General features: G+C 68.6%; 9 protein-coding genes. 7 read left to right on the forward strand and 2 right to left on the reverse strand.

The features are described 5' to 3' along the window. Positions 1-40 precede the first annotated feature (40 nt). Complete coding sequence (locus tag J7E25_RS16135; protein WP_215005847.1) at positions 41-1,426, reverse strand: ABC transporter substrate-binding protein; 1,386 nt, start codon at positions 1,424-1,426, stop codon at positions 41-43. Between the two features lie 198 nt (positions 1,427-1,624). On the opposite strand from J7E25_RS16135, the gene J7E25_RS16140 reads away from it, so the two are divergent. The 5 genes from J7E25_RS16140 to J7E25_RS16160 all read left to right on the forward strand — a co-directional run bounded on the left by J7E25_RS16140 (position 1,625) and on the right by J7E25_RS16160 (position 8,950). Further along, positions 1,625-2,698, forward strand: coding sequence for a LacI family DNA-binding transcriptional regulator (locus J7E25_RS16140; RefSeq protein ID WP_214871190.1), 1,074 nt, complete (start codon positions 1,625-1,627; stop codon positions 2,696-2,698). 61 nt (positions 2,699-2,759) lie between these two features. Beyond that, positions 2,760-4,877 (forward strand): glycoside hydrolase family 36 protein, encoded by a 2,118-nt coding sequence (locus tag J7E25_RS16145; RefSeq protein ID WP_251006797.1) that lies wholly within the window; start codon positions 2,760-2,762, stop codon positions 4,875-4,877. 8 nt (positions 4,878-4,885) lie between these two features. Next, positions 4,886-6,472: a family 43 glycosylhydrolase gene (locus J7E25_RS16150; RefSeq protein ID WP_251039187.1), complete on the forward strand. Its 1,587-nt coding sequence runs from the start codon at positions 4,886-4,888 to the stop codon at positions 6,470-6,472. Between the two features lie 75 nt (positions 6,473-6,547). Next, positions 6,548-7,096 carry a hypothetical protein gene (locus tag J7E25_RS16155; RefSeq protein ID WP_214871191.1) on the forward strand — a complete coding sequence of 183 codons (549 nt, stop codon included), beginning with the start codon at positions 6,548-6,550 and terminating at the stop codon, positions 7,094-7,096. Between the two features lie 48 nt (positions 7,097-7,144). Further along, positions 7,145-8,950 (forward strand): DEAD/DEAH box helicase, encoded by a 1,806-nt coding sequence (locus J7E25_RS16160; protein ID WP_214871192.1) that lies wholly within the window; start codon positions 7,145-7,147, stop codon positions 8,948-8,950. 24 nt (positions 8,951-8,974) lie between these two features. On the opposite strand, the gene J7E25_RS16165 is transcribed toward J7E25_RS16160, so the two are convergent. Next, entirely contained in the window at positions 8,975-10,045 is a 1,071-nt protein-coding gene (locus J7E25_RS16165) for an alpha/beta hydrolase (RefSeq protein WP_215005835.1), read from the reverse strand. 293 nt (positions 10,046-10,338) lie between these two features. Here J7E25_RS16165 and J7E25_RS16170 point away from each other — a divergent pair, with 293 nt between their 5' ends. Both J7E25_RS16170 and J7E25_RS16175 read left to right on the forward strand, forming a co-directional pair. Beyond that, positions 10,339-11,280, forward strand: coding sequence for a phosphodiesterase (locus J7E25_RS16170; RefSeq protein ID WP_308164617.1), 942 nt, complete (start codon positions 10,339-10,341; stop codon positions 11,278-11,280). A 174-nt stretch (positions 11,281-11,454) separates the two neighbouring features. Beyond that, complete coding sequence (locus tag J7E25_RS16175) at positions 11,455-12,834, forward strand: FAD-binding oxidoreductase (RefSeq protein WP_214871194.1); 1,380 nt, start codon at positions 11,455-11,457, stop codon at positions 12,832-12,834. Positions 12,835-12,850: the final 16 nt, after the last annotated feature.

Genomic DNA, 12,850 nt, shown 5'->3' on the forward strand with positions numbered 1-12,850 from the left:
CGTTCGACCGGGCAGGTCGGCGGATCACCGGGTGCTCCGATCAGCCGGCGGCCGCGATCTTCTCGAACTCGGCCTGCGCCTTCTCGATGGCCTGGTCGATGGTCGTCTGGCCGTCCTGCATCTCGATCCGGGTCTGGCGGAAGAACGTGTTGAAGCTGCTGAAGGTGGCCAGCTTCGGCTCGTTCGAGTACCAGTTGAGGTTCGGGTTCTCCAGCAGTCCGAAGAAGTCGTCGGCGCCGGGGATGGAGGTGTTGCGCTTGACCTTGTCGGAGTCTGCGATGTTCGGGGCGATCATGCCCAGCTTCTCGATGAGGTTCGCCGTGTCGACAGAGAAGTAGAACTCCAGGAAGTCGACGGCTGCCTGGTACTCCTTCTTGTCCTCGGCGGCCTGCGAGGAGATGGCGATGCCGGTCGCCGTGTCGCCGTTCACCGCGTTCTTGAGCACGTCGATGTTCCCGTCCTCGTCGGGGATGATGAACAGCCCCGCCTCGAAGTCGGGATCGACCTTGTTGATGTCGAGCAGTCGCCCGAGACCTGCCGACGACGTCGCCATCACGGCCTGGCCGTTCACCAGGAGGGTGGTGGTCTGTGCGTCGGCCGTGGACTGCCATCCGTCGAGCACGTAGGTGTCGGTGATGCGCTTGAGCTCCTCGAGCGGCTTCCTGAGGTCATCGATGGATGCCTCACCGGCCTGCACTGCATTCCAGAAGCCGCCCTCATCGCCCCACTCGGCGAACACGGGCGCTGCGAGCGGCTTCCAGAGCTGGTCGCTCGGCCAGACCTCGCCTGCGGCTGTCGCCAATGGCACGTCGCCGTTGCTCTTGATCTCGTCCATGAGGTCGATGAAGTCGTCGTACGTCTCGGGCACCTCGAGCTTGTGCTTCGTGAAGTACGCCTTGTCGTAGACGATGTTGATGCCGATCTCGCCGTTCAGCGCGGTCGTCGGCACGACGTAAACGTTCCCGTCGCTGCTCTCGCCGTAGACGTTCTTGTCGAGGAGCGAGGTGACCGACTCGGGGATCGGGGCGAGCTTGCCCGCGTTGATGTAGGTCAGGGTGTCGCGCATGTCGATGAGGGCCGGCCAGTTGCCCGTCGCATCCATCGTCTTCACTGCGGTGGCATAGTCGCTGCCCGCGGGCAGGGGGTCGAGCTGCACGGTCGCCGTGTCGCTCTGCTCGTTGAAGGCGTCGACGACGCCCTCGACGACGGAGTTCCAGGTCTCGTCGCCGGTCGCGTACGTGAACCGGATGGTCGTCTTGTCGGCAGGTCCGGTGTCGGCTCCGGCTGTCGTGCTGCAGCCGGTGAGCGCCAGCGCCGCGACCGCCGTCATCGCGAGCGCGATGCCGGCTTTCCTCCTCGCACCACGCCCGGTGGGCTTCGCCGCCCCGACGCCTCGCGACGAGGGTCGCGCCATTGCGTATGTCATGTCTTCTCCTTTGAGATCACGTCGCCCACTCGGGTCGCGGGACACTCTACGTGACTGGAGAACGTTTGCCAACACCGTGCTGCGCAATGTTTCACGAACCGCGTCCGGCGATATCGCTGACTATGGTCATACAGTGGATATCGGTGTCCGTCACGCTTGTCGTGGACGAGTGGACGGCCCCGAAGGGGAGGATGGATCGTGGGCGACGCATCACGTTCGAAGCCGGTGACGCTGACCGATGTGGCGCGCCTCGCTCGCGTGTCCGTTCCGACGGCGTCACGCGTGCTGAACGGCGGCGTGCGTGGGAAGGCGAGCGGCACTCCCGAGCTGCGCCGGCGCGTCGAGGACGCCGCCAGCGCACTGGGGTACTCGGTGAGCACCGCGGCCCAGGCGATCAAGGACGGGCGCGCGAGAACCATCGCCCTCATCGTGAGCGACATCGACGACTTCGGCTCGGCCACGGTGATCGCGGGCGTCATGCACGCGGCCGAGGAGCGCGGGCTCTCCGTGGCGGTGCGCACCACCCGCGACGACGCTCGCCGCGAACTCGATCTCCTCACTCAGTTGCGCGGTGAACGCCACCGCGCGATCGTGCTCGCCACGAGCCGCACCACCGACGCCGAGCGGGAGGCCGTGCTCGACGAGCACTTGCGTCTCCTTCAGGCCCAGGGTGCGAGCGTGGTGCTCATCGGCGACAGCGACCTGCCCTATCCCGCCGTGACCGTCGACAACCGCGGGGCGGCGGCGCGACTCGCGATGGGGCTCGTCGATGCCGGACACCGGTCGTTCGCGGTGATCTCGGGTCCGACCGACCAGGTGACCTCGCGCGACCGCGTGGAGGGCTTCCTCGAGGGGCTCGCGCAGCGGGGCATCGCAGTGCCCGACGACGACGTCATCCACGAGCCGTTCGCCCGTGATGGCGGATACCATGCGGTGGAGCGACTCGGCGATCGCGTGGCTGAGTTCGACGTGATCGCCGCCATGAGCGATGCGATGGCGGTGGGCGCGATCGCATCGCTGCGCGACCGCGGCATCGAGGTGCCGAACGGCGTCGAGGTGACCGGCTTCGACCACGTGCCGATGCTGGGCGACGTGATGCCGGGGTTCAGCACGGTCGAGATTCCGCTCGAGGCCTTCGGCGAGGCTGCGCTCTCCCTTGCTCTCGACGAGGACGAGGACGAGGACGAGGACGAGGACGAGGGCGATGAACGGCCGTCCCGCATCAGCCTCTCGGCCGAGACGATCGTCAACGGCTCCGTCTACTCCGGCTGACGCACCCGCGACGTGCGATGCTCGTGTCTCGATGTAAGGTGGGATAACGATATCCGCACAGTTGCGTCACCGACGTGACGATCTCGGGACGAAGGAGTCAGCCATCACGAACGAACTCATCGACGCCACCCAGACGGCGGCGTCGCTGTCCTCCGTCGCGCGAATGGGTTGGGACGATGACCACGCCGTTTCGCTCATCGGAATCGACGACTCCACCTTCCTCGGCCGCCGCGGCGTGCCGCTCGTGGAGATCTTCACCGCCGACGAGCAGCGCTCGCGTACGAGCCAGGCCTACGTGCGCTCCGCGATCGGGGCGCGTCTTCGCTACGTCGAGCATTCTGAGCAGGCGACCGACTCCGAGACATCCGTCTGCGTCACGCAACGCGACCCCGAGACCGGGCTGGTCGTGCGTTCCTGGATCACGCGCCCCCGAACGGCCCGCGTGATCAGGGTGCGCACGACGATCGAGAACACGTCGAGCACGACGATCGTGCTCACCGCCGCCTCGACCGCGACCTTCGGCTTCGGCGCGACGGACGACGACCTCGACGACGTGCTGCTCGCGGTCGCCGACAGCGAATGGCTCGCCGAGAATCGCTGGCAGGAGCACTCCCTGAGGTCGTGGCTGCCTCGACTGAACCTCGGCCTGCACGGGCAGGATGGTCGCGGTCACCATGGCATGACCAGTCACGGGGCATGGTCGACGGGCGAGCACCTGGGTGCCGGAATCGCGACGAATGTCATGACGGGCGAAGCGCTCGGCTGGCAGTTCGAGACGAGCGGGGCGTGGCACTGCGACCTCTCCCAGGCGCGAGACGGTGGCACGATCAGCCTCCTCGGGCCGACCGACCTCCACCACCAGTTCGCCCACGAACTGCAGCCGGGGGAGACCTTCGAAACCGTCCCGGTCGCCGTGGCGACCTCCGATCATGGGCGCGACGGCGTCGTCGCCGAGTTCACGCGGTACCGTCGCTGGCTGCGTGCCGACGCGCCGGATCGCGAGCAGCTGCCCGTGATCTACAACGACTTCATGAACACCCTCATGGGCCAGCCCACGACCGAGGCCCTGTTGCCGCTCATCGACGCGGCGGCGGAGGCGGGCGCGGAGTACTTCTGCATCGACGCCGGCTGGTTCGCCGACCCCGCGATCGGCGACTGGTGGTCGACCGTCGGCGAATGGCGCGAAGCACCTGGTCGCTTCACCGGCGGACTGGCCAAGGTCATCGACCACATCCACCGCCGTGGCATGAAGAGCGGGCTGTGGCTCGAGCCCGAGGTCGTCGGCGTCGACAGCCCGGCTGCCGCGGTCCTGCCCGACGACGCGTTCTTCACCCGCCTCGGGCGCCGGGTACGAGAGCACGACCGCTACCACCTCGATCTGCGTCATCCTGCAGCTCGTGCTCATCTCGACGAGACCGTCGACCACCTCGTATCGGCGTTCGGCGTCTCCTACCTCAAGCTCGACTACAACATCAACCCGGGCGTCGGCACCGACTGGCGCGCGACCGCGGCGGGCGACGGGCTGCTCGGGCACACCCGCGCATTCCGCACCTGGCTCGTCGACGTGCAGGAGCGGCATCCGTACCTCCTGATCGAGAACTGCAGTTCGGGAGCCATGCGCGCCGACTACTCGCTGCTCTCGGTCACGCACCTGCAGTCGACAAGCGACCAGCAGGACTTCCGGCTCTACCCGCCGATCGCGGCATCCGCACCCGCGACGATCCTTCCGGAGCAGTGCGGCAACTGGGCCTACCCGCACCTCGAGATGACCGACGAGGAGACGGCGTTCACGCTCGTGACGGGCCTTGCCGGCCGGCTCTACCTGTCGGGATTCCTCGACACGCTGCGCGGCTCGCAGTTCAGCCTCGTGCGCGAGGCGGTTCGCATGCACAAGGAGTTGCTCGGCGGGCTCGGCGGGCTCGAGCCGTTCTGGCCGATGGGTCTTCCCGGGTGGGACGACTCCGCGATCTGCCTCGGCCTTCGCGGCCCCGATGCGAGCTACCTCATCGTCTGGGACCGCAGCGACGTCGCCGCCTCGATCACCGTGCCCGGTGTCGCGGGCACGGTTCGCGAGGTCTTCCCGCGGAGCCTTGCCGAGTGGCGCACCACCCCTGAGGGAGACGGCATCCGCTTCGAGACGGTGCCCGGACTGACCGCTCGCGTGTTCGAGCTCGGTTGAGGAGCATGATGTCCAACGTGCCGGTCATCGCCAAGAATCCGATCCTCCGGGGGTTCAACCCCGACCCCTCGATCGTGCGGGTCGGCGACGAGTACCTCATCGCCACGAGCACGTTCGAGTGGTTCCCCGGGGTGCGCCTCCACCGGTCTCGCGACCTCGCGAACTGGGAGGTCGCCGGGCACGCGCTCGACGAGTCGAACGGCTTCGATCTCCGCGGCATCCCCGACTCGGGCGGGGTGTGGGCACCGAGCCTCACCTGTGTCGATGGCGAGTTCTGGCTCGCGTACTCCGTCATCCGCACGATGGACGGCGACAACAAGGATCTCGACAACTACCTCGTGACGGCTCCGGATGTCTCGGGGCCGTGGAGCCACCCGATCCATCTCGGCTCCCGGGGCTTCGATTTCTCGTTCTTCCACGACACCGACGGCACGCACTGGATCGTCGGGGTGCAGTGGGACCAGCGCCCCGAGCACCCGAGCTTCAGCGGGATCGTGCTCGAGCAGTACTTCCACGACCGGCAGCGCGTGTCGGGCGAGCCCGTGCAGATCTACAGCCAGCCGTCGCTCGTCGAGGGGCCGAACCTCTACCACGTCGACGACGGCTACCACCTGTTGCTCGCCGAGGGCGGCACGGGCTGGAACCACGGCATCACGATGGCGCGGTCGCACTCCCTGAAGGGGCCGTTCGTGCGCGACGAGGCGCCCGCCGTACTGACCAGCCGCGACGACCCGGGCACGCCGCTGCAGAAGGCCGGCCATGGTGAGCTCGTCGCCCTTCCCGGCGGCGGATGGGCGCTGGTCCACCTCGCGAGCCGCCCCGCGCTCCGGCTCGGCGAGCGCTACTCGACGCTCGGACGGGAGACCTGCATCCAGCGCGTCGTCTTCGACGAGGAGGGGTGGCTCCGGCTCGAGGGCGGCGGGCACCACGGCCGCGTCGAGGTCCCGTTCCCCGAACTCGAGGCGGCGCCCGTGGCGATGCCGCCGGCGCGCGACGACTTCGAGGGCGGCAGCCTCGACCATCGCCGGTGGTCGACCCTGCGTGCCGGTGCTGATCCGGCCGTCTTCGATCTCGCCGCCAGGCCCGGATGGTTGCGGCTTCGCGGCGGGCACTCGACGGCGAGCGTCTTCGAACAGTCGATGATCGCGCAGCGCGTCGAGGAGCTCGACGCCACCGTCGAGACCTTCGTCGATTCGGAGCCGACGTCAGTGCGCCAGGCGGCCGGCCTTGTCGCGTGGTACGACCGATCGGCGTGGATCTGGCTCCAGCTCACGTGGGATGCCGAGAACGGGCGACACCTTCGGGTCGTCACCCGCGATCGCACGACGACGAGATCCGAGCCCTACGCCGTCGGCCCCGGTCCCGTCGGCCTGCGGATGTCGATCGTCGGCGGCGACCTCCACTGCTCGGCGACCGGGGCCGATGGAGCGTGGCGTGATCTTCCCGGGGTGTATCCGGCTCACGCGCTCTCCGACGACCACGGTGGCGGCCTGCGCTTCACCGGGATGTTCGCCGGCGTGCGCGCTGAGGACCTCGACCGACAGGGCTGGTTCGCCGACTTCGACTACGTCGACGCCGTCTTCCGAGGGGCCTGAATGGCGCTCGCGGACCCCTCCGCCTATCCTCGAACCGGGGGTGGTACGACGGATTCGAGCTGAGGAGAGGTGAGCATGCCGGAGACCGACGAGAATTCGAGCCCCGGATCCATGCGCCCGCGAGGCCGCCATGCCGCGCCATCCGTGAGCCCGATGACCACCGCGCACCCGCTCAGCGCGCGCGCCGTCGCACTGGTCGGCGCCGTGATCGAGTGGGGTTCCCCGCGCGTCTCCGCGATCGCCGCGTGGGTCATGCGGCATCCTCGGAGCGTCTTCGCCGGAGTCGTCGGCGTCACCGTGGTGGCGGCACTCGGCGGCACGCTGGCCCTGCTCCAGTCGACGAATCCCGTGCCCCCCGAAGGCAGCGCCTCCTCGATCGTCGACCAGCCGCGGCCGACGTCGACCCAGGCTCCCACTCCGGCCCCCTTCGGGCCGATCCTCCCCACGCCGAAGCCGCCGTCGTCGTCGCCGCCTCCGACGACCCCCGCTCCCGAACCCGGCGACGAGGTTCCGGCGGTCGGCGACGGCACCGTCGCGGAGCCGACGCCGTCGCCCACCGAGGCGGGGCATCCGTCCGACAACGCGCCCGGCGCGAGCAATCGACCCGACAAGGGAAAGGGCTGAGCGAACCCACCCGTGGGAGTCGGCCGCGCGACGGACTACCGTGGGAGGATGTCATCCCTCGATTCCACGGCGCAGACCGAGGCGGCCGACGAGGCCCCCGTCACGCCGACATTCTCAGACCTCGGTCTCTCGGAACCGGTGCTGAAGGCCCTCAGGGACATCGGATACGAGACGCCCTCGGCAATTCAGGCCGCAACCATCCCCGCGTTGCTCGCGGGCCGCGATGTCGTCGGGCTCGCCCAGACCGGCACCGGCAAGACCGCGGCGTTCGCGCTGCCCATCCTCTCTCGCCTCGACGTCTCGCAGAAGACCCCGCAGGCGCTCGTGCTCGCCCCCACGCGTGAGCTGGCGCTCCAGGTCTGCGAGGCGTTCGAGAAGTACGCCGCTCACGTGCGCGGCGTGCACGTGCTGCCCGTCTATGGCGGGCAGGGCTACGGGGTGCAGCTCTCGGCGCTCCGCCGCGGCGTGCACGTCATCGTCGGCACGCCGGGCCGCATCATGGACCACCTCGACAAGGGCACGCTCGACCTCACCGAGCTGAAGTACCTCGTGCTCGACGAGGCCGACGAGATGCTCAAGATGGGCTTCGCCGAAGACGTCGAGACGATCCTGGCCGACACCCCCGACGACAAGCAGGTCGCGCTCTTCTCCGCGACCATGCCCGCGCCGATCCGCCGCATCTCGAAGCAGTACTTGCACGACCCCGAAGAGATCACGGTCAAGAACAAGACGACGACGTCGGTGAACACGACGCAGCGCTACCTGATCGTGTCGTTCCAGCAGAAGGTCGACGCCCTCACCCGCATCCTCGAGGTCGAGAACTTCGAGGGCATGATCATCTTCGTGCGCACGAAGAACGTCACCGAGGAGCTCGCCGAGAAGCTCCGCGCCCGCGGATACTCCGCGGCGGCGATCAACGGCGACGTCGCACAGGTGCAACGCGAGCGCACGGTCAACCAGTTGAAGGCGGGCAAGCTCGACATCCTGGTGGCCACGGATGTCGCGGCGCGCGGTCTCGACGTCGAGCGCATCAGCCATGTCGTGAACTTCGACATCCCCACCGACACGGAGTCGTACGTGCACCGCATCGGACGCACGGGCCGCGCGGGCCGCAGCGGCGACGCGATCAGCTTCGTGACCCCTCGCGAGCGCAACCTCGTGTCGGCCATCGAGCGCGCCACCCGCCAGCCGCTCACCCAGATGCAGCTCCCGAGCGTCGACGATGTCAACGTCACGCGCCTGGCTCGCTTCGACGACCAGATCACCGAGGCCCTCGGCCAGAGCGAGCGCATCGAGCGGTTCCGCGACATCATCGGGCACTACGTCAAGGAGCACGACGTGCCCGAGGTCGACGTCGCCGCGGCGCTCGCGGTCGTCTCCCAGGGCGAGACGCCCCTGTTGCTCTCACCTGAGGCCGACCGCCTGGCGCGCCAGGAGCGCGACCGCGGCGAGCGTGCCGACCGCCCGGCACGGGGCGAGCGCCCCGAGCGAGGCGACCGCGGCGACCGGCGGGGAGCGAGTGACCGGCCCGAGCGACCCGAGCGACGCGCGCGCCCGGGCGACACGCCGATGTCCACCTACCGCATCGCGGTCGGCAAGCGCCACAAGGTCGAACCCCGCCAGATCGTGGGTGCGCTCGCGAACGAGGGCGGACTCAGCCGCGGCGACTTCGGCGCGATCCAGATCCGGCCCGACTTCTCGCTCGTCGAGCTGCCCGCCGATCTCGGCCCCGAGGTCTTCGAGAAGCTCGAGAGCACCCGCATCTCGGGCAGGCTCATCGAGCTGCGTCCCGACCGCGGCGGCCCCGCCAGGCGTTCAGACGACGAGAAGTCCTACCGGAAGCCGCGGCACTAGGGCCGCAGCGGGCGACCCGCCGCGTCAGCCCGTGACCCGGCCCAGGAAGTCGATCGTCTCGGTGAGCGCCTCCTGTGCCTCCTCGGAGTCGAGGTGGAACTGGTACTCGTGCGGCAGCGCGGGCTCGTGGTTCGCCGGCCAGAACAGCGCCGTGACGTCCACGCCCTGCGCCTCGAGGGCGCTGCGCATCGGCACCGACTGGATCCAGGTGAGCGCGTCGCCGTTGCCGCCCGAGATGAACGTCGCCGGGAAGTCCTCGCTCACGAAGTCGATCGTCGACATCAGCGCGCCTGACGAGCTCTGCGACCAGTCCTGCGTGCCTGTGTAGCCCCAGAGCGCGATCTTGAACCCCCACGCGCCGATGCCGGTGAGCTCCGACATCGCGTCGAGGTCGTATACGCCGCAATTCAGGATGGTGCCCACGAGCTGGTCGGCGTCGAGCGCCGGGTCGATGCCCACGAGGTCCGCGTAGTCGGGGTTCGTCGACATCGCGGCGACCTGGCTTGCGAGCTGGGAGCCGGCGGAATCGCCGGCGATCACGATGCGGTCGGCGTCGATGCGATAGTCCGCAGCGTTCGCGTCGAGGAAGGCGAGGGCGTCGTTCAGTTCGTGCATGGCTGTGGGGTAGGTCGCTTCGGGCCCGACCGTGTAGTTGAGACCGACGGTCGTGTAGCCCTCGGCCGCGAGGATGCGCAGGTAGGGGTCGACGTCGGTCGAGCTTCCCGAGATCCATGCACCGCCGTGGATCCAGATGACGGTAGGCAAGGGGTCGTCGCCGCCGGCGGGGGAGTACACGTCGAAGGTGATGCCCGTGTCGTCGGCATCGTCTCCGAACGGCACGGCGAGCTGCTCGGTGAGGGCCGTGTCGGGCACGTGCTTCTGCATCTCGGCGGCGGTGGCCCGTCCGCCCTGCTCGAAGACGGTGCGGATCAGGAGCGCCGACGGCCAAGCAGTCAGCGTGAGGATCCACGTGACGATGAAGCTGATGACGGCGATGCTCGCGATCGTGCCGACGAAGCGGCGTTGACCCCGCTTGAGCCAGATCTCGTTTCCCCACCACGAGGGCAGCCTGGTCGGTCGCTTCCGTGACGACAACAGCGTCTCCCCTCGACGTTGTACCGCAACGACGTTCCTCCACGTCGTTCCGCAACGACATCCTGTCCGAGAACCGGTCGCCCAAGCCGCGTGACGCACCGGGCGCGGCGAGACACACCCGTGAGTTCGCCGCGCTGCATGCCCGCGGAGTTCCGCGCGCCATCGAATGCCGACACAGGCATTCGACTTCGTCACACCCCGCGTTCACGTCACGTTCAGGTCGAGATGTTCGGCTAGTGTGCAAGCCAGATGCCCAGTGCTGCGCATCGACAACCGAATCGATGGGACGAATCGTGACCACCCGTACGGCCGAGTACCCCCGGCCGGACCACTTCCTCCTCCACATCAGCGACACCCACCTGCTCGCCGGAGGTGGTCTCCTCTACGACCGCGTCGCAAGCGAGCAGCACCTGCAATCGCTCTTCGACGAGTTCGAGGCATCCGGGGGCCGACCCGAAGCGATCGTCTTCACGGGCGATCTCGCCGACCGCGGCGAGCCCGACGCCTACGACAGCATCCGCCGCATCGTCGATCCCGTCGCCGATCGGCTCGGCGCGCAGGTCATCTGGGTGATGGGCAACCACGACGAGCGCAGCGCGTTCCGCCGGGGCCTGCTGGGCGAACGCGGCGGCTCACGCCCCGTCGACCGCGTCGACGAAGTGAACGGCTTGCGGGTCATCACCCTCGACTCCACCGTGCCGGGCCATCACCACGGCGAGGTCACGCCGTCGCAGCTCGACTGGCTCGCCGAGGAGCTCAGCATGCCGGCGCCGCACGGCACGATCCTCGCGATGCACCACCCGCCGGTGCCGAGCGTCCTCGACCTCGCGGCGAGCGTGGAGCTGCGCGATCAGGCGGGGCTCGCCGAGGTCGTCGAGGGCAGCGACATCCGCTCGATCATCGCCGGCCACCTGCACTACTCCTCGACGGCGACGTTCGCGGGCGTGCCGGTGTCGGTCGCCTCGGCGAGCTGCTACACGCAAGACCTCAACGTGCCGGCCGGCGGCACGCGCGGCCGCGACGGCGCCCGGGCGTTCAATCTCGTGCACGTCTACCCGACGACGGTGCTGCACTCGGTCGTGCCGCTCGGCTCGTTCCCGACGCTCGACTGGGTCGACGCTGACGAGAGCTGGCGCCGCATCGACGCGTCGGGCGTCAGGATCGCGGATGCCACGACGCCGGCGCACACGGCCGAGCCGCCGTTCACCATGCCGATCCCGGTGCTCGCCGGCTGACCTGCGCGAAGCCTTCAACGCAGGTCGGGTGGCGGTCGCTGCGACTCTGGCTTGACGGGGTGCATTCCGGGGGCGTAGACCGGATTTCGTACGACGCCTGAGAGTCGGACCGCAGGACGTGTGACAGGTGCTGACGAGCAGTGTGTCGGGTCGGCAATCCCGAAGGAGTACACCATGTCCAATATCGAACTCGGAGGGCTTCGCGAGAATGTGCGGGGACGCGTCATCGACCGCGACGACCCCGACTACGATGATGCCCGATCGGTCTTCAACGGGATGATCGACCGGCGACCTCTCGCCGTCGTAAGGGTGTCCCAGGTGGCCGATGTCATCGCCACCGTCGGCTTTGCAAGGGACAACGGCCTCGACCTCGCCATCCGCGGCGGCGGGCACAGCGCGCCCGGTTTCGGCACCGTCGATGACGGGATCGTCATCGACTTCGCCGATCGGATCGGCGTGCATGTCGACCCTGAGGCCCGAACGGCTCGTGCCGAGCCGGGGGCGACGTGGGCCGACTTCAACCATGCCACGCATGCCTTCGGCCTCGCGACGACTGGAGGAATCATCGGCTCGACGGGCATCGCGGGGCTCACCCTCGGCGGCGGAATCGGATATCTGGCCCGGAAGTACGGCCTGTCCTGCGACAACCTCATCTCGGCGGATGTCGTGACCGCCGACGGTGGGTTCCTCACAGCCGACGAGAACCAGAATGCGGACCTGTTCTGGGCGCTGCGCGGTGGCGGCGGGAACTTCGGGGTCGTGACATCGTTCCGCTACCGACTTCATCCCGTCGACATCATCTATGGCGGGGTGATCATCTACTCCGCAGAACACGGCGAGACGGTCGGAAAGTTCTACCGGGACTTCATCGCGGCAGCGCCGGAGGAGTTCGGCGCCTTCTATGGCTTCCACCAGGGCCCGCCCGTGCCCTTCCTGCCGGAACAGTGGCACGGGACGCCCGTATGCGTGATCGTGGGGGCCTGGACGGGACCCCTCGACGAGGGCGAGAAGGCGTGGCAGCCGCTCCTCGATGCCGCACCCGTGCTCGGCTCGTTCCTCGGGCCACTGCCGTATCCGGCACTCAACACGCTCTTCGATCCGCTCCAGCCGAAGGGGATGCAGGCGTACTGGAAGGCGGACTTCCTCCGCACGCTGAGCGACGACGCACTCCGCGTCGCCGCCGACTTCGGCAGCCGGATTCCGAGCGTGGAGAGCGCGAATCACTTCTACCCGATCGACGGCGCCGTCCAGCGGGTGGCGCCTGACGCGACCGCGTTCTCCTACCGGAATGTCGGCTTCGCGCCCGCCATCGCCGGCCAGTGGCACGATCCAGCCGACAATGCGGACAACACCCGGTGGGTGCGTGACTACTGGGAGGCTCTGCATCCGTACGCGGAGGCCGGCGGATACATCAACTTCATGGATGCCGACGATCAGTCGCGCATCGCCGACAACTACCGCACGAACTACGCGCGCCTGGCAGACGTGAAGGCGACGTACGACCCGGGAAACCTCTTCCATGTCAACCAGAACATCGCACCGGCGGCATCCTGATCCGCGCCGGGCGCTC

This window comes from Agromyces sp. ISL-38 (assembly GCF_018613935.1).
In the GTDB taxonomy this organism is placed as follows: Bacteria; Actinomycetota; Actinomycetes; order Actinomycetales; family Microbacteriaceae; genus Agromyces.